Annotated in this window: 18 protein-coding genes; 10 read left to right on the top strand and 8 right to left on the bottom strand. The window is 66.1% G+C overall.

Translation table 11 applies throughout. The annotated features are described in order from the left end of the window. Positions 1–28: 28 nt before the first annotated feature. From uraH to uraD, 3 genes are read right to left on the bottom strand one after another with little or no spacing between them, the layout of a single operon-like run. The gene (gene uraH / locus K7W42_RS04955) at positions 29–376 is read right to left on the bottom strand and encodes a hydroxyisourate hydrolase (protein WP_224572789.1); all 348 of its coding nucleotides are present in this window, start codon (positions 374–376) and stop codon (positions 29–31) included. After that, complete coding sequence (gene pucL / locus K7W42_RS04950; RefSeq protein WP_224572787.1) at positions 373–1221, bottom strand: factor-independent urate hydroxylase; 849 nt, start codon at positions 1219–1221, stop codon at positions 373–375. Before pucL ends, uraH begins: the two co-directional genes overlap by 4 nt. After that, entirely contained in the window at positions 1218–1751 is a 534-nt protein-coding gene (gene uraD / locus K7W42_RS04945; protein ID WP_224572785.1) for a 2-oxo-4-hydroxy-4-carboxy-5-ureidoimidazoline decarboxylase, read from the bottom strand. Before uraD ends, pucL begins: the two co-directional genes overlap by 4 nt. Positions 1752–1943: 192 nt before the next feature. On the opposite strand from uraD, the gene K7W42_RS04940 reads away from it, so the two are divergent. Next, the gene (locus tag K7W42_RS04940) at positions 1944–2375 is read left to right on the top strand and encodes a response regulator (protein ID WP_224572783.1); all 432 of its coding nucleotides are present in this window, start codon (positions 1944–1946) and stop codon (positions 2373–2375) included. 211 nt (positions 2376–2586) lie between these two features. Here the strand turns inward: K7W42_RS04940 and K7W42_RS04935 are convergent, their stop codons facing one another. Together K7W42_RS04935 and K7W42_RS04930 are read right to left on the bottom strand one after the other, a co-directional pair. After that, a complete protein-coding gene (locus K7W42_RS04935) occupies positions 2587–4872 on the bottom strand; it encodes an ATP-binding protein (protein ID WP_224572782.1) in 2286 nt (761 codons plus the stop codon). A gap of 188 nt (positions 4873–5060) precedes the next feature. After that, positions 5061–5444, bottom strand: a complete 384-nt coding sequence (locus tag K7W42_RS04930; protein WP_157458418.1) for an HU family DNA-binding protein — start codon at positions 5442–5444, stop codon at positions 5061–5063. A 208-nt stretch (positions 5445–5652) separates the two neighbouring features. Here K7W42_RS04930 and K7W42_RS04925 point away from each other — a divergent pair, with 208 nt between their 5' ends. The 9 genes from K7W42_RS04925 to K7W42_RS04885 all read left to right on the top strand — a co-directional run bounded on the left by K7W42_RS04925 (position 5653) and on the right by K7W42_RS04885 (position 13724). Beyond that, a complete protein-coding gene (locus K7W42_RS04925; RefSeq protein ID WP_224572781.1) occupies positions 5653–7293 on the top strand; it encodes a M20/M25/M40 family metallo-hydrolase in 1641 nt (546 codons plus the stop codon). 93 nt (positions 7294–7386) lie between these two features. Further along, positions 7387–8412: a phosphate ABC transporter substrate-binding protein PstS gene (gene pstS / locus K7W42_RS04920; RefSeq protein ID WP_157458416.1), complete on the top strand. Its 1026-nt coding sequence runs from the start codon at positions 7387–7389 to the stop codon at positions 8410–8412. A gap of 179 nt (positions 8413–8591) precedes the next feature. Continuing rightward, entirely contained in the window at positions 8592–9599 is a 1008-nt protein-coding gene (pstC, locus tag K7W42_RS04915; protein WP_224572780.1) for a phosphate ABC transporter permease subunit PstC, read from the top strand. Further along, positions 9599–10459, top strand: coding sequence for a phosphate ABC transporter permease PstA (pstA, locus tag K7W42_RS04910; RefSeq protein WP_439648851.1), 861 nt, complete (start codon positions 9599–9601; stop codon positions 10457–10459). Before pstC ends, pstA begins: the two co-directional genes overlap by 1 nt. A gap of 15 nt (positions 10460–10474) precedes the next feature. After that, positions 10475–11233 carry a phosphate ABC transporter ATP-binding protein PstB gene (gene pstB / locus K7W42_RS04905; RefSeq protein WP_224572778.1) on the top strand — a complete coding sequence of 253 codons (759 nt, stop codon included), beginning with the start codon at positions 10475–10477 and terminating at the stop codon, positions 11231–11233. A 72-nt stretch (positions 11234–11305) separates the two neighbouring features. Then, complete coding sequence (locus K7W42_RS04900; protein WP_224572777.1) at positions 11306–11788, top strand: hypothetical protein; 483 nt, start codon at positions 11306–11308, stop codon at positions 11786–11788. A gap of 85 nt (positions 11789–11873) precedes the next feature. After that, positions 11874–12326: a DUF1775 domain-containing protein gene (locus K7W42_RS04895; protein ID WP_224572775.1), complete on the top strand. Its 453-nt coding sequence runs from the start codon at positions 11874–11876 to the stop codon at positions 12324–12326. Between the two features lie 178 nt (positions 12327–12504). Further along, positions 12505–12903: a copper resistance CopC family protein gene (locus K7W42_RS04890; RefSeq protein ID WP_224572773.1), complete on the top strand. Its 399-nt coding sequence runs from the start codon at positions 12505–12507 to the stop codon at positions 12901–12903. Between the two features lie 2 nt (positions 12904–12905). Next, positions 12906–13724: a CopD family protein gene (locus K7W42_RS04885; RefSeq protein WP_224572771.1), complete on the top strand. Its 819-nt coding sequence runs from the start codon at positions 12906–12908 to the stop codon at positions 13722–13724. A gap of 324 nt (positions 13725–14048) precedes the next feature. Here K7W42_RS04885 and K7W42_RS04880 read toward each other — a convergent pair whose 3' ends face one another. The 3 genes from K7W42_RS04880 to K7W42_RS04870 all read right to left on the bottom strand — a co-directional run bounded on the left by K7W42_RS04880 (position 14049) and on the right by K7W42_RS04870 (position 17012). Continuing rightward, a complete protein-coding gene (locus K7W42_RS04880; RefSeq protein ID WP_224572769.1) occupies positions 14049–14984 on the bottom strand; it encodes a type I phosphomannose isomerase catalytic subunit in 936 nt (311 codons plus the stop codon). Further along, positions 14984–15925 (bottom strand): DUF808 domain-containing protein, encoded by a 942-nt coding sequence (locus K7W42_RS04875; protein WP_157458409.1) that lies wholly within the window; start codon positions 15923–15925, stop codon positions 14984–14986. The genes K7W42_RS04880 and K7W42_RS04875 overlap by 1 nt, the downstream gene beginning before the upstream one ends. Before the next feature lie 253 nt (positions 15926–16178). Next, positions 16179–17012, bottom strand: a complete 834-nt coding sequence (locus tag K7W42_RS04870) for a uroporphyrinogen-III synthase (RefSeq protein WP_224572767.1) — start codon at positions 17010–17012, stop codon at positions 16179–16181. Positions 17013–17404 lie beyond the last annotated feature (392 nt).

Raw genomic sequence — 17404 nt, 5'->3', positions numbered from 1 at the left:
GTTACTGGCCGCCGTCGCCGCCTTGCCCTCAGCTGCCCCGGTAGGTGCTGTAGGACCACGGCGAGACCAGAAGCGGCACATGGTAGTGCGCGTCTGTGCCCGCCACGGTGAAGCGCAGCGTGACCACGTCCAGAAAGGGCGGCTCTGCCGTGAGGTCAGCAAAATAGGGCGCGACGTGAAAGGCCAGCTCATAGGTGCCGGCCTGCAAGGTGCCGGGCGCCAGTAAAGGCCCGTCAGTGCGGCCATCGGCATTGGTCACGGTGTCGCGCAGGAGTTCGCGTTCGGCGGCGGCGCGGAACAGCTGCACGCGCACGCCTGCCGCTGGGCGCCCCCGCGCAGTGTCAAGCACATGCGTGCTCAGGCCAGCGCCGCTCATGCCCGCTCCACCCAGCCTTCAATGACCCCGTACGGCTCGGCGTCGGCATGAAAGATGGTGCCGGGGTTGGTCATGCCGTAGCGCTCCAGCGGATACAGGATGTGGTGCCGGTTGGGGAACGAAAAATGAACGCGCTCCATCTCGGGGCAGCGGTCCAGCACCGCCTCGCCCAGCCGGTACAGGGTGTGCTGCATGCTGGGCGAGTAGTGGTCGGGGAACACGTCCAGCAGCGCCGTATACGCCCGCTGCCACACGTCGTCGTGGTCACAGTCGGGGGTGCGGTAGGTCCAGCGGGCGCTCACGACGGTGGCCAGAATGCGGTCATGTGTTTCGGGCAGGGTCGTGAATTCGTCGCGGTGAAAGCCGGCCCAGCCGCTGTTGGTGGTTTTCAGCAGGTACAGGTCGTCAATCCCGCTTTCCACCTGGGTGCCGCCGTCTGTCCGTTCAACAGTCGCGGTGTGCTTGGGCATCTGGCGCACGAACGAGTGGTCGTGCGGCTGGCCGCCGCTCATCAGGCGTGCCCAGGTGTGTTCGGTCAGGGTGACCCTGGCTCCTGTCACGCGGGGGCCACGCGCCATCAGCTCGGCGGCCAGGTGCTGCCCAAACGCCTCGATACTGCCGGTCAGGCCGTCGCGGGCCAGGGCGTAGACCAGGTTGCGCATGGTGTCGGTGGCCACCAGACCCGTGTTGTCACCCACCGTGTGGGCGGCCTCAAAATCTCCGGTGACCGCTACGCGCACCTGCACATCCTTGATGTCGTGCTGGGGCCGGTCCCGAAAAACCTTGAACAGCCGCACATCGGCCTTGCCGTAATTGTTGTCGCCCAGTTTGACCTTGACCGTCATGGCTGCTCCTGGCTGTGAATGAGGTCGAGGACACGCAGGCGCGCAATGCGGCCAATCTCGTGCAGGGCCGCCCCACGTTCCTGCTCGGGGGTGTGGGTCAGGCGGCGCCGGGCACCCTCGAAAATGCTGGCTTTGGTCTGTTCGCGCACGCACACCACGTAGGGCATGGCAAAGCGCCTGTGGTACGCCGCGTTCAGCGCCTGAAACTCCGCATATTCCTCGGGGGTCAGGCGGTCCAGGCCAGCGCTGGCCTGCTCGTGGGCGCTTTCCGGGGTCAGGTCGCCGGCCAGCGCGGCCTTGCCGGCCAGGTCGGGGTGGGCACGAATCAGGGTCAGTGTCTCGGCCGGCGACCCGCTGCGGGCGGCCTGGGCAAAGGCCTGGGCCAGCGCTTCAGGCGTGTCAAAGGGCCGCCCGGCCGCCACCTGGGCGGCGTAGTGCGGCGAATGTTCCAGCACTCCGGCAAAATGGGCGGCAAAAGCCGCCGGACTCAGGGCGTTCAGGACAGACAGGGAAAGGGCAGTGGGGGCCAAGAAAGTCTCCTGAAGGCAGGTGGGAGGCGGTGAACTGAAGGTGTCCGAGGATACCCAATTGTGGCGGCGCCTGCACGGCCTGAGTCCTGAGCGCCGCCGCGCGGCCCACAAGGCTGCCCAGCCCGGCACGTATAGTGCGGGGGTGAGCGCCTCTTTCCCCCTGTCTGGCGCGGGCCGCCTGAGGGCTGCGCCGTGACCCGGCCTTTTCATGTGCTGCTGGTGGACGATAACCCCGCCGACCTGCTGCTGGCGCAGGAGGTCTTTGAGGAGCATGCCGATCAGCTGATGGTTACGACCTGCCGCAGCGGCGCCGAGGCGCTGGAGCAGCTGCGCGGCGGCGACCCCCTGCCTGACGCCGTGATTCTGGATGTCAACATGCCGGGGATGTCAGGCTTTGAGGTGCTGCACACCATCAAGGAAGACCGCCGCCTGCGTACTCTGCCGGTCGTGATGCTCTCGACCTCATCGCAGCCGGATGACATCGAGCGGGCGTACACGCTGCACGCCAGCTCTTACCTGGTGAAGTCGCACAGTTTTCAGGCCTTTTTAGAACAGGTAGACGCCTTCGTGGGCTTCTGGCGCGAAAGCCGCACGACCAACTGGCCCCGCCGCCTGGACTCTTAAAACTGCGGTCTCTGCGCGTAGACCATGTTCGTGACCTAATTGCGCTTGATGAATTGAAAGCAGTTTCGGGAGGTATGTGGCGCGTCGTCCCGGCCTGAGAGGACGGCGAGACCAAGAGCCCCGAGACGAAGGTCAAAACGGGGCAGGGTCAACCGCTCCGTTTCTATGTCCTGTCTTTTCTCCCAGCCACCTGGAGGCGGGCTTCTGCTCCTTATGCAGTTTCTCCAGTAGCAAGCGGCAGGGTGAAGTGAAAGGTCGTGCCTTCCCCAGGGGTACTGTCAACCCAGATCTGACCGCCGTGGCGCTCCACAATCCGCCGGGCGATAGACAGCCCCATCCCGGTGCCCTCGTAGTCCTCTCGGCGATTCAGGCGCTGAAAGATCGTAAAAATGCGCTCGAAATACTTTGGCTCAATGCCGATGCCATTGTCACGCACGGAAAACTGGGCCACTGGGCCGTCTACCTGAGCGGTCACGCTCACGCGGGGAAGGCGGCCCGGTGCCGCAAACTTCAAGGCATTGCTGATCAGATTTTGCAGCAACTGCCGCAGCTGCGTTTCATCCGCCCGCACCACCGGAAGTTCGTCCACGGTGACCTGGGCCTGGGTCCGTTCCACCTGCGCCCCCAGGTCATGCAGCACCTGCGTGGCCACCTTCCAGGCACTGACCGGCTGCGGCTCTGTGCCCTGAGTCATGATGCGCGAGAACACCAGCAGTTCTTCCAGCAGGCGGCGCATCCGCTCTGTGCCTTCCTGAACGTACTGCATGTACCGCGCCGCCTTGGCGTTCTCGCTCGGCACCTGTTTCATCAGGAGTTCCGCGAAACTGCTCACCGTGCGCAGCGGTTCTTGCAGGTCGTGGCTGGCAATGTACGCAAAGCGTTCCAGCTCCTCGTTGCTCCGCTCCAGTTCGCGCGTGCGGGCGGCCAGTTCGGCGTTTTGCTTCAGCACCTGTTGGGTCGCCTGCGTTCTCTCCAGGGCAACCGAGAGGCTGCGCACCGTGGTTTCCAGAATGGTCCGCTCGTCTGCGGTCCAGTTGGCCGTTTCATGTCGGCCAGCCACCAGCACGCCCTGCACCTGCCCCTGACAGAAGACGGGAAAAGCGGCACTCGCCCGGATGACCGTAACTGCGCTGCCCGCAGCTGCTGTGGTCACGGGGTCATAGACGTCTTGATAAAACGCCGTCCGGGTGTCGTAGGGACGGTCCAGGTTAACAGTCTGCCCCCGTGGAAGGCCACGGCCCAGGGCCACGAGCATGCCCGGGTTTCGGAAGGTGCCCCGGTGGGTCAGCAGACGCCAGGTGTCGCCGTCAAGTTCGTAGTAGGTCGAAATTGTGTCGGGAAGCAGTGAGACCATCAGGTCCTGCACCCGGCCAATCAGGCGCAGAGCGTCAAACTCCAGGGCCATATCCCGCGTCAGGTCGGCAAAGCCCTCCAGCGCCTTGTTGCGGGCTTCCAGTTCGCGCTGCTGTTCGGTGCGGCTCAGGGTCAGCGTCAGGCCACGCGCAACGGCGCGCACAATCGCCTGTTCCCGGACCGACCAGGTGCGGGCGGCGCGGGTGCCCAGCGTCAGCAGGCCCTGAATGCGCCCCTGAACGACCAGAGGCAGAAAGGCCACGGCGCCGTAGGCCGACGCCGCCGACACATTATTCGCTTCGGCGTCCCAGCCATGCATGAACACGGCGGCCTGAGTGGTCACCGCCTCGGCAAAGCTCGGGGCGTCATCTGGCACCCCCACCCGAATCTGCGCCAGGACGTCGGCAGGCACATCCTCAGACCAGCTCCGGGCCTTCCAGAGGTGGTCCTCACGCTCGTAGTACACGACGCTGACCTGGCCCAGGGTCGCCTGAATGACCTGCGCAGCCTGCTGGGCCAGTGCGGGCACACTGGTTTCACTGCCGATGGCCTCTTTGTAGGCGACAAAGGCGTCCAGGGCGGCGCGCTCGGTGTCCAGGGCCTGGGTGCGGGCCTGCACCTGCGCTTCAAGCTGCTGGATGGCCTGAATGCGCCCCAGGGCCAGCGCGCATTGGGCGGCCAGGGTCTGAAGAAACCGCTGCTCGTCGTCGGTGAAGTGATGCGGCTCCTTGAAATCAAGTACCAGCACGCCCAGAGGCAGGTGATCCAGAAACATGGGGAAGACGGCGGTGCCGACAGCCGCCTTGCCTCCCGTGGTGGTTTCAATATCGGGATAGGCCCGCAGCAAATCGCCACCATGTTCAAACAGCAGGGGGTGATGGTGCCGCAGCGCGTCGGTGGCGGGCGTGACGCCGCTCAGAGGCCCGTCTTGCCAGATGGTAGGACTGTCCGTTTGACCCTGAGCAGCGGCACACACAAGAGAGGTTCCCGCACGGTCCACCAGCAGGACCGTGCCGGCAAGGCCTTCAAGAGCCTGGAGGGCCGGCTGAAGGACAATGTGAAAGACGTCCGCCTGTGTGGTCGTGGCTGCGAGGGCTTCGGTGACCGCTTGAAGCCGTTCGCTGAGCAGAGGGGCGGGGGACATGGGCTTCAAGATAGCTGGGGAAAGGCCCACCGGCGGCGGAAAGAGAGAGGTTCATCCGGTCGTTTCAGCAGCCCTGCTGATGCAGGCGCGTTGCTTAGGGGTGACCTGACTTCTGCGGCGGCGCCCAGACCTGGCGCCAACCAAAAACGCGCCCACTGGGGGCGCGTTCCGGGGCAGAACAGCGGTGCTTACAGGTTGCCCTTGAGGGTGCTGGCGACCTTGAAGGCCACTTTCTTGCCGGCGGGAATTTGGATCTTCTCGCTGGTGCCGGGGCGCACGCCGGTGCGGGCGGCGGTGGCCTTGACGCTCAGGGTGCCCAGGCCGGGCAGGCCCACACTCTGGCCGCCCTTGATGGCGCCCACCACAACGTCCAGCATGGCGCTGACGGCTTCTTCGCTCTGCTTCTTGGTCAGGCCGGTCTTGTCGGCGACCATTTCCACGAGCTGGGTCTTGGCAACCTTGTTGCTCTCGCCGGCGACCTTTTTGGGGGCGGCTTTGGCGGCAGGAGCAGCTTTGGCAGCGGGCTTCTTGGCGGCGGGCTTAGCAGACTTTTTCGTCATGGTGAGCAGCATGACATATGCGTCTCCGCTTGGGAAGAGGGGAGAAGGGCTGGCAATGCCCGCCAGCACGTTCTTTCAAGATTTAAGCAAGGAAAAATAACGTCCTGGTGGGCATTTTGAGCAAGTGCTAAGGAATGCCGTGCAGCACGGAAGAAGCCGCCTCTGTGGACTGGATTCCGGGCGCTGGGGCTGCGTGCAACCCACCTTTATGCTGAACCCCATGTCAACAGTTTTGCGGGCGCAGGCTCTGACGGCCGAGATGGTCCGGGCGGCCAGCATCACGAACACAGAAGGCGAAACCCTCTTTCCAGACACGCTGCTGGCCATCTTACGGCGCCTGCCCTATTTTCAGGCGCATCCAGATCACCTCTGGACAGAGGTCATCGAGAATGACCCGCTGGGCCGGCGCAACGTGTATGCGCTGGTGCAGGGCGCGGGGCCGGCGACGGTGGTGTTGACCAGTCACTACGACGTGGTGTCGACAGCCAACTACGGCCCGCACGCCGAGTGGGCCTGCGACCCCGAAGTGCTGCTGCCGCGCCTGATTGACGACCTGCGGGTGAATGCCCGCAGTGACGCCGAGCACCGCGCCCTGGCGGACCTGGAAAGCGGCGACTTTCTGCCGGGCCGGGGCGCGCTGGACATGAAGTCGGGGCTGGCGGCGGGCCTAGTCGCCCTGGAGCGCTTTGCCGAGCAGCCAGAGCGGGAAGGCAACCTGTTGTTCGTGGCAGTGGCCGACGAGGAGGTCAGTTCGCACGGTGCCCGGCACGCCGCGCCGCGCCTGCTGGCCCTGGCGCGGGAGCGGCACCTGACCCTGCCGCTGGTCATTAACCTCGACGCCACCGGCGACAATGGCGACGGCCGCGCCGGTCAGGCCGTGTACCTGGGCACGGCGGGCAAACTGCTGGTGTCGGCCTTCGTGGTGGGGGTGGACACCCACGCCGGTTACGCGCTGGACGGCATCAATGCCAACTTTCTGGCCAGTGAACTGGCGCGGGCCTTCGAGCTGAACCCGGAGCTGACGGACCAGACCGGGGGCCTCATAGGGACGCCTCCCACCCTGCTCAAACAGACCGACCTGAAAACCTATTACGACGTGACCACGCCTGCCCGCGCCTGGCTGTGTGTGAACAGCCTGACGCACGGTCTGGACGCCTCGGCGGTGCTGGGCAGCTTTCAGCGGGTGGCCCAGACCACACTGGAGGATGCCCTGGCCACCTTGCGCCGCCGCGCCGAGGCCCTGGGTGAACAGGCCAGCGCCGCCCACGGGGCCACGCCCCTGGTCCTGACGGTGGCCGATCTGATGGCGCAGGCGGCCGAGCAGCACCCCGACTTCGCTCGTGCTTTCGCGGCCTATGCCGACACCCTGGGGCACCTGGATTACCCGACCCGGAGTGCCGCGCTGACCGGCTGGCTCTGGGACGCGGCGGGCCTGCTGGGGCCAGCGGCAGTGCTCGGCTTTGCCTCTCTGCACTACCCGCACACCCACCTGGCCCCATACGGAGACGATGCCCACGCCTTAGAGGTTCTGCGCGCGGCGCTGGCGCAGGCGTGCGCGGCATGCGGCGCCGAGGTCGTGGAGCGGGCGGTTTTTACCGGCATCAGCGACATGAGCTGGTTCGGGCACGGCGACGCGGCCGACGTGGCCTTCGTGAATGCCAATACGCCCGTCAAGGAAGCGCAGATTCAGGCGCTGCCCGCCGGCCTGCCGTGCATCAACCTGGGGCCGTGGGGCCGCGACTACCACCAGTGGCTGGAGCGGGTGTATAAGCCGTATTCCTTTGGGGTGCTGCCTGACCTGGTGGCCGCTGTGGCCCACGCAGTCCTGGCCGCCCATGCGCCGCAGCCGGCAACCACCTGAAGATCACGCCGTCACGGGAAGGCTCAGGGAAGCCTTAAAGGGTGCCTCTGGAACGTGACGCGGCGCTGACAATCGCCGGGCACACTGCCAGCCATGAAGAAGATGTTTGCTCTGGCTGCTGCCCTCACCGTGACCATGGCCGCCGCCCAGTCCACTGTGACTGGCGCGGGCGCCAGCTTTCCCTTCCCCCTGTACAGCAAGATGTTTGCCGAATACAAGAACGACAAGGGCGTGGCCGTGAACTACCAGTCGGTGGGCAGCGGCGCAGGCCAGAAACAGATTCTGGAGCGCACTGTGGACTTCGCTGGCAGCGACAACCCCATGAGCGACGAGGCCATGAAAGACGCCCCCGGTCAGCTGCTGCACATCCCCACGGCCATCGGCGCCGTGGTGCCCGCCTACAACCTGCCGGGCGTGACCGCGCCCCTCAAGTTCACCGGTAAGGTGCTGGCCGACATCTACCTGGGCAAAATCAAGACCTGGAACGACAAGGCCATCACGGCCCTGAACCCCGGCGTCACCATCGCGCCCCTGCCCATCACGGTGGCCCGCCGCAGCGACGGCTCGGGCACGACCTACGTGTTTTCCGACTACTTGGCCAAGGTCAGCAGTGAGTGGAAGAGCAAGGTCGGTGTGGGCAACAGCCTGCAGTGGCCCGTGGGCACCGGCGCACGCGGCAACGACGGCGTGGCGGGCGTGGTGAAAAGCACCCCCGGCGCCATCGGCTACGTGGAACTGGTGTACGCCAAGCAGAACAAACTGCCTTTCGGCAGCGTGCAAAACCGCGCTGGCAAGTTCGTGCTGGCCGACAACGGCCCCGCCGCGCTGGCCGCCAACGGTGTGGTCATTCCGGCCGACACCCGCGTCAGTCTGACCAACAGCGCCAACGCCGACGCCTACCCGATTGCCAGCTTTACCTACGTCATCTTCTACCAGGAGCAGAAGTACGGCAGCCGTACCCAGGCCCAGGCCAAGGCCCTGAAAGACCTGCTGGGCTGGATGGTCACGACCGGCCAGGGCTACAACGAGCCGCTGGACTACGCCAAGCTGCCCGCTGCCGCCGCCAACAAGGCCAAGAGCATCCTGAACAAGATGACCTTCGACGGCAAGAAGCTGTAAAGAAGACCTTCCACGTTGGCGGCGCTTTCCCCCAGGGGCGGGCGCCGCCTTTCTGTGGGCCTGAGCAGCGCTGACCCCGCTCCGTCCTGATCAATCTGCCCGCCGCCGCCCGCACCTGACGCGGCGCTGACGAAGCCCGTGTGAACTGAAGACGAAGGCCCCGGAGGGGTCATGAACTCATGAGCGAACCCACCCACACCCGCCCGCCGCGCCCTGCTGGCCTCAGCAGCGCCTCTGACCGTGTGTTTCAGGGCCTGATTCTGCTGCTGGCCGGCATTATCGTGCTTGTCTTCGTCCTCAGTGTCTATCAGCTGGGCCGCGAGTCCTGGCCGACCCTTCAAAACATCGGCCTGCCGTTTTTCTTCCAACGTGTCTGGAATCCGGTGCAAAACGAGTACGGCGCGGTGGCCATGGTGATGGGGACCCTGGTGACCAGCCTGGTGGCGCTCGTCATCAGTGTGCCGCTGGCCGTGGCCAGTGCCTTGTTCGTGGCGGAATACGCCCCCAAGTGGCTGGCCAACCCGGTCGGTTACCTGATTGAACTGCTGGCCGCCGTGCCCAGCGTGGTCTACGGCCTGTGGGCGCTGTTCGTGCTTGCACCGGTGCTCAGCCGCTGGGAACAGGGCTTTTTTACCGATCCAGGAAAGCTCGCCCTGTACACCAGTTGCAAAACCCTCTGGGACAGCGGGCAGACCAACTTGCAGTGCCTTTTCGTCCCGAGTAGTTTTGACGGGCGCGGTCTCGCCCTGGCCGTTATCATCCTGACGGTCATGATTCTGCCCTACACGGCGTCGGTGGCGCGCGATGTCATCCGCTTGGTGCCGCAGGATCAGCGTGAAGCCATGTACGCGCTGGGCGCGACCAAATGGGAGGTCATTTCGCGCGCCATCTTGCCCTACGCCCGCGCCGGCATTCTGGGCGGCGTGATTCTGGCCCTGGGCCGCGCGCTGGGCGAAACACTGGCGGTGGCCATGGTCATCGGGGACAGCCAGGACCTTCTGAAAAGCATCTGGGGCGGCGCCAGCACCATGGCCTCGGTGATTGCCAACCAGTTCGGGGACGCGCAGGAGGCCCTGCACCGCTCCAGCGTGGTGACCCTGGGCCTGAGCCTGTTTGTCCTAAGCGTGGCTGTTAACTTCGTGGCCCGGCTGATCATCGCGCGCCTGACACCCAAGGGGATTCAATGATGAGCGCTGCCACCCAGGCGCCCGCCCGCCGCCACGGCCTCAGTCCCGTCCGGCGCGCACAGAACCTGCTGATGGGCGGCCTGATTCTCCTGGCCACCTTGCTGGTGGTCGCGCCCCTGATTCTGATTTTCCTGTACCTGCTCCGCGAGGGTCTGGGGGCCATGAACCTGGACTTCTTTACCAGGGTGCCCGCCCCCGAGGGCGAGACCGGCGGCGGCCTGGCCAACGCCATCCTAGGCAGCGTCGAGATGCTGGCGATGGCCAGTCTCCTGGGGGTGACGGTGGGAGTCGCCGGCGGCATCTTTCTGGCCGAGTACCCCCGCCACCCCCTGATGCCCACCATTCGCATGGTCAGCGACGTGCTGGCCGGGATTCCCGCCATCGTGATGGGCCTGGTGGCTTACGGGCTGATCGTGCTGCAATTTGGCTTCTCGGGGCTGGCAGGCGCGGTGGCGCTGGGCTTCCTGATGATTCCTATCGTGGTGCGCACCACCGAGGAAGTGCTCAAGCTGGTGCCCCAGACGGTGCGCGAAGCTGGCCTGGCCCTGGGGCTGCCCAAGTGGCTGGTGACGCTGCGCATCGTGCTGCCGGCCGCCGCTGGGGGCATCGTGACCGGCGTGATGCTGGCCCTGGCCCGCGTGGCCGGCGAGGCGGCGCCGCTGCTGTTCACGGCCTTCGGCAACAACCAGATCAACGTGGACCCGACCAAACCCATGAGCGCCCTGCCCTTGGAAATCTACCGGGGCGCCACCAGCGCCTACGACGAGAACCAGCGCCTGGCCAAGGCGGGCGCCCTGCTGCTCATCACCCTGATTTTCCTCACCAGTCTGCTGGCCCGCCGCGCCAGCCGCCGCAAGTAAAGGAGCCGTACCTCTGTGACCCCCATCCTCAGTGCCCAGAACGTCAATATCTTCTACGGCGACAAGCAGGCCGTGCGCGGCGTGGACCTGACCGTGCAGCGTGGCAGTGTCAACGCCCTGATCGGCCCCTCGGGCTGCGGCAAGACCACCTTCCTGCGGGCTATTAACCGAATGCACGACCTGACCCCCGGCGCCCGCGTGGAGGGCACCATCCTGCTGGACGGCGAGAACGTCTACGGCGCGGGCGTGGACCCGGTGGCCATGCGCCGCCGCGTGGGCATGGTGTTCCAGAAGCCCAACCCCTTTCCCACCATGAGCGTCTTTGACAACGTGGTCTCGGGTCTCAAGCTGGCGGGCATCCGCGACAGCAAGCGCCTGATGGAGATGGCCGAGCGTTCGCTGCGCGGCGCCGCGCTGTGGGAGGAGGTCAAAGACCGGCTCAAGACGCCTGCCACCGGCCTGTCGGGCGGGCAGCAGCAGCGCCTGTGTATCGCGCGCGCCCTGGCCGTGGAGCCTGAAATCCTGCTGATGGACGAACCCACCAGCGCCCTGGACCCCGCCAGCACGGCCAAGATTGAGGAACTGATGACCGGCCTCAAGCAGGTGACGACCATCATTATCGTGACCCACAACATGCACCAGGCAGCGCGGGTCTCGGATACCACCTCGTTCTTCCTGAACGGCGACCTTGTGGAACACGGCGTCACCGACCAGATTTTTACCTCGCCGCGCGACGAGCGCACTGAGGCGTACGTGACGGGCCGCTTCGGCTAAAGCCTGCCGGGTAGAGGGACGGGGGACGGCCGCAGGACACCTGCACCGTCCCCCCGCTCTATGCTGGCCCGCGTGAGACAGCAGAGGCGAGCAAGTAGGGGGCAGCGCTGGCTGCTGGCCCTGCTGTGCCTGCTCGCCTCGTTTGCCTTCCTGGGCCGCGTGACGGGGCCGGTAGGGCCTGCCCTGGCGCCGCTGCTCCGGGTGACGGCGGCGCCCCTGCCTGGGCTGGCCGAGAGGACTGAGGCCCACGCCCGCAGCGCAGCCCACGCGGGCCGTAGCCACCAGCCACCAGAAGAGGTAGATCGGAGTCACCCGGCGCCCCAGTCCTCCGCGACGGCCCTGAGCGACGCGGCGCCCAATGCCCCGCCCCACCGCGTCGACCACGGCGCGCACTGCCCTTTCTGCTTCACGGCGGCCTTTGCCCTGGAAGCCGGAGGGGCGTTGCTCTTTGTTGCTCTCCCGGCGTCTCAAGCGGCACGCGTTCCCACCGCCCAGCGACCTGTGCTGGCGCCCCAGCGCGGCCCCCAGCCCCGCGCGCCCCCTGTCCTCGGTTGACGGTCTGCCCTCAAAGGCCTGTCTCAGCCCCCTTACCGGGTGGCTGGACATGCCTGCCGCGCCCCCATACCCACCGAGGTTCCCCATGAAATTTCCTGCATTCCTGCTGGCCCTGTCGGCCGCCCTCCTGCTGCCGCTCGCCGCTGCCCACGCCACTGTCCGCACTGAAGGCGGCCTGACCGAAAGCAAGGTCGGTGCCAGTGAAACCTACCGCCTGAACGTGCCCACCGAAAAAGACATCAGCACCACCGAGATTCGGCTGGTGGTGCCGGCGGGCGTCAGCATCAGCCGGTTTCAGGTCACGCCTGGCTTTACCCGTACAGTTAGAAAAAACGCGGATGGCCTGGTCACAGAGGTGGTCTGGAAGGGCCGCGTGGCGCCCATGGAGTACGCCCGCTTCTTTTTCCAGGCGCGCAATCCAGCGGCGCCCGGCGAGCTGGCCTGGAAGGTCTACCAGACCTACAGTGACGGCAGTGTGGTCGCCTGGGATGACACCGACCCGGCGAGCAGCCCTGCCAGCAAGACGACCCTGAAGTAACAGGCCAAGACCTCCGCAGCTTATAGGCCACGCCATCAGACGGGCGCCGGAGCCTCTTCATTTCCACCGCGACGTTCCTTCTTCGCTTCTCGCTTCGCCTGCTCATCCAGAGATGACCAGCGATCCACTGAGGGCAGGTCAGGCGCCCGTCTGGTCTGCCCACCGGAGGTGAAGTTCCATGAAACACCTGTTTTTGAGCCTGATGTTCGCCCTGGGGGGCGTGTCCCTGGCCCATACGGCTGTCACGGCTGTCAGCCCTGCCCAGGGGGCCACGGTGGCCGCGCCTCAGGCCGTGCGCCTGACCTTTAGTGAACCCATTGAGCTGCGCTTTAGCACCCTGCGGGTGATGGCGCTGCCGACCGGGCAGACCGCACAGGTGGCCGCCCAGAAGGCCCTGAGCCAGGGCGCCGAGTCGGCCGCGCTGGCCAGCCGGGCACACAAAACCACGGGGCTGGCCGCGCAGGTCAGCGTGCCCCTGAAGCCTGGTCTGAAGCCCGGCCTCTATGTGGTGGCCTGGAAACTGCTCTCAGAGGACGGACATCCAGTGACGGGCCTGAGCACCTTCCGCGTGAAGTAAGCATGCTGTCTGTCGCCACGGGGGCGGTGTATGCCGGGTTGGTGCTGCTGCTGGGCGGCGTCCTGGCCCGGCGGGTCTGGACACCGGGCTTTCCGCGTCTGCGCTGGCCCCTGGCGGGCGGCGCGCTGCTGCTGCTGGGCTGGGGCCTTCAGGTGGCCCTGACCCTGGGGGCGTTGGGGTTCACTGCCCCGGCAGATGTGCAAGCGTACCTGACTGGCACTGGCACTGGCCGCGCCATGCTCACTGGCCTGATGGGCGCCGCCCTGCTGCTGGCCGCCGAATCGGGGCGCTGGCCCTGGCTGGGGCTGCTGCTGGGCGCAGCGGTGACCTTGTGGGGCGCGGCCGGGGTAGGCCACGGCTCGGGCCACGGCGCCTGGACCCGCGCCGAACACGCGCTGCACGCCGGCGCCATGAGTGTCTGGCTGGGCGGGGTGCTGACCCTGCTGGGTCGCCCGTCCTGGGCTCTGGCGCGGCGTTTTACCCCGGTGGCGCTGACCTGCGTGGCCGTGCTGGCCGCCACCGGCTTCCTGATGGCCCGGACCCACCTGCCGCTGGCCGCACAGTGGCCCGGCACGGGCTATGGGCAAGCCCTGCTTCTCAAGCTGGTGCTGGTGGCCCTGGCCCTGGGAATGGCCGTGCTTGTGCGCCGGGCCTTCGGGCGTCGTGCGAATGCGGACGGGGTGCGTCCGCACCTGGCGCGCGAAAGCCTGCTGCTGCTGGCGGCCCTGGGGGTCACGGCCTGGCTGGTGACTCAGGCACCGCCGGGCGGGCATGACCCCAGCCATGGCCAGCAAGAAACTGGTCGGTCACCTGCTGGTTGATTGCTGGGCAGAGCAGGCGCAGTGTTTTGTTTGATGGGCAAGACAGTTTGCGCTGAACCTAGGGCTGAGACAACGCCCTATTGAATCTTGTGCCCAAACGGGTCGCCCCGCGCGTCCTCGGAGAGCTGCGTAGCAGCAAAGCGGGTGCCGGGCGTGAACAAAGGTTTGCATTTCGGAGTGTGTGAGCGTTGTGGGCGGCATCTCTCGACGGAAACCATCTGTCACAGCTCCAGCCCCGAAAGGTCATTAGGCCGTTCACTCCGCACCGCTGCTCTTTCAGACCTTTTCAACCCATACCGGCTGAGGAAAGGGGCGCTTCCCCGGTCAGTCCTGCGGCCCCTCCTGTGCGACCAGCACCCGCCCGCTGCCTGTTACCTGCACGTCACCTGTGGCGGCCGGAATTAGCGCTGTGTCGTAGGAGGTCAGGGTGAGTGTTTCTGTACCAGCAGTCAGGGTCACCTCACCCTCTACCGCCGTCACCAGAGCACATCGGCCGCCCAGGGTCAGCGTGCTGTCACCCGTTACCCCGCGTAAGGTAAAGAACTCGCAGGCCGTGAGTTCACCCACGCCATCCGATATTGAGGCTGGCGTCCACTGTGCTTGCGCTTCTGGTTTCGTGACCCGCACCGATTCTTCTATGTGCAGGGTGCGCCCCGCGCTGGCTGGGCGGTCCCAGTCGTAGACGCGGTAGGTCGTATCTGACGCCTGCTGCACCTCGTAGATCAGGAGCCCTGGGCCCAGTGCGTGCAGCGTCCCAGCCGGAATCAGCAGCGTGTCGCCGGGCGCTGGGTGGTGCCGCTCGCAGCAGGTCAGCACGCTGCCTTCCCGGATGGCCCCCGCCAGCGCCTCTGGGGTGGTTCCAGCCGTGACACCTGCCAGCAGAGCGCCTTCCTGTTCCACCTCCAGCACATGCCAGGCTTCGGTCTTGCCGCGTTCACCTGGGCCCACCAGGGCGCGGGCCTCGTCGTCGTTGGGGTGAACCTGCACACTCAGCCAGTCCTGGCAGTCCAGCAGCTTGATCAGCAGAGGAAAGGTTTCACGCGCATTGGATTGGCCCAGGAGGGCATGAGGCTCAGCGGTCATCAGCGCCTGCACGGTCTGCCCAGCCTGGGGACCACTGGCCACCACACTTTGCCCATCGGCCAGCCAGGCCTCGCCTATGGGGGTGCCGTCTGGGCTGACGGGGGCCAGGCGCGTGCCGCCCCAGACCCGTGGGTGAAACCGGGGTGTGAGGGGCAGAAAAGCAGGGAGGGCGGCCATCAGTGGGCGGCTTTCTTGCCGGGACGCAGGTGCAGGAGGGCCACGATAACCCCACCAATCAGCAGGCCCACCAGACCCGACCCGATGGTTTCGACCAGCCACTCGACGACGCCTTCGGCGAAGGGGACGGCGTGCCCGGCCGACACCGCCAGGTCATGAATAAAGTGTGCAGGCGCGCCAAAACCAAATTTGTCCAGGCCGTCTACCACGATATGGCCGCCCACCCACAGCATGGCCGCCGTGCCGATCACCGACAGCGCGCCCAGTACCACTGGCATGCCGCGCACCAGTCCGCGCCCCAGCGCCTGGGCCGCGCCCGAGCCGCTCTGGGCCAGCCGCAGGCCAAAGTCATCCATCTTGACGATCAGGCCCACCACGCCGTACACCAGCGCGGTAATCAGCAGGGCCACCACCACCAGAATGACGGCGCGTAGGGCAAACGGCTCGCTCGCCACCTCGGCCAGCGAAATGGCCATGATTTCGGCCGACAGAATAAAGTCTGTGCGGATGGCGCCGGCCACCATCTGCTGCTCGTGGGCCTCGCTGCTGAGCTTGGCTTCGGTCTGGGCCTCGGTTTCGTGGTGCCCGCCAAAGGCTTCAACCAGTTTCTCGGCGCCTTCAAAGCACAGGTACGCGCCGCCGAGCATCAGGAGCGGCGTGATGGCCCCCGGCAGAAACTGGCTGAGCAGCAGCGCCACCGGCAGGATGAATAGCACCTTGTTGCGTAGAGAACCGCGCGCGATGCGCCAGATAATGGGCAACTCGCGCTCGGGCCGGAAGCCGGTGACGTAGCGGGGGGTCACGGCAGTGTCGTCCACCACGACGCCCACGGCCTTAACCCCGGCTTTGGCGGCGGCGGCGCCGATGTCGTCAATAGAGGCGGCCGCCAGGCGCGCAACGGCGGCCACATCGTCCAGCAGCGCCACCAGGCCGCCGCTCATGGCCGGCCCCCAGCGCGCAGCGGCGGACACGGAGCGGGGGGCCAGGTCAAACAGGCGTCAGTCATCATCAGGAGCTTAGCCTAGAGCAGTTCTGTGACCTGAGAACGGGATTGTCGGCGGGTTCATTCTGCGTGCTGCTCGGTCAAATTTGGCCAAAGAGGTGGATGGGTCTGGTCTCACTGCTGGAGGACGCGGGCGCATGGACAGGGTCAGTTCAAGCATTAGCGGCTGACCGCAGCCCCAACATCGGCCCTTAGCCGGCGCGGCCCAGCCGCTGCGCCAGCAGTGCCGGTCCATGCTGAGCCGCCAGACGCACCAGCATGGTCATCTTGTGGGGGTCGGCCTCCAGATCAATGTGCAGGCCCAGGTCAGCGGCGGCCTCGCTGCACGCAGGCCCAATACTGACCGTGACCAGGCGGCGCAGGCCCGCGCGGGTTTCTTCCAGCAGATTCATCTTCTCGGCATACTTGAGAAAATGCAGCAGTTGCGTGCCGCTGGACAGCAGCAGCAGGTCAGGGCCGCCCAGCACCACGTCGCGCACCGCGCGGGCCAGCGGGCCAGTGTCCTGCGGAAAGGCGCAGCGGTAGACCGGCACCGAGGTGACCCGGAGGCCGGCGTGCCCCAGTTCGCGCCGCAGGGCAGGTGGCAGGCTCTCGCCGTATTCCAGCACAGCGGCGTGCTGCCCACGGGTCAGGGTGCTCAGCAGGTGCTCCGTGACCTCGTGCCAGCTGCCGGGCCGGGCCACAGGCACGCTGGAGAGCCCAAACGAAAGCAGGCTCTGGGCGGCCCGGCCTGTGCTGGCCACCAGCGGCACCTCCCTCAGCGCGTCTAGGTGCTCAGGGGCCTGGGCGGTGAGTTCTTTCAGGAACACGCGGGTGCCCACGCCGGTCAGGCAGACCACGGCGTGAATGTCGCCAGCGGCCAGGTCGCGTCCAAACTGTGCTAGAGGAGCACTCAGGTCCAGCTTCGCCTCGCGCATGCTGGGAGCGACCTGCGGCGCGCCGCCGTACTGGCGAATCAGGGCGTCGATTTCTTCACTGCGGCGCGATTCCAAGCTCAGCACATTCAGGCCAGCAAACCATTCCATGAGGGCACCTCTCGTTGAGCACGGCGGTCGGCAGTACAGCGCACCGCCTGAAAGAACTGCTTTGGAAAATTAGGTACGAAGGTCGGCCAATCTAATGCCCTAGACCAGTCGTCACGAATCTGAATGACGTCTTGCAGCGGGGCCCGCCTTCTGCTGCTCAGTTAACTGGAAGATCTGCATATTGTCAAGAAAATCCTGAACAAAATACCAAAACAATTCAGGAGGCACGCATTGTGCCTCTACTGCGATGCACGGCGTCACTCATTCGCTGAACATTCTGTACAGCTCAGGGCAAACCTTGACCCGCGCGAAGTCTGGCGCCTTGACGAGGGGGTTCGTTCCGCACTCGGTGGCAGACACTCCCAGACAGCTCAACTTTGGTTGGAGCCCCC

Origin of the sequence: Deinococcus betulae (assembly GCF_020166395.1) — a bacterium.
GTDB classification, from domain to species: Bacteria; Deinococcota; Deinococci; order Deinococcales; family Deinococcaceae; genus Deinococcus; species Deinococcus betulae.
This window is presented reverse-complemented; position numbering and strand designations above follow the sequence as displayed.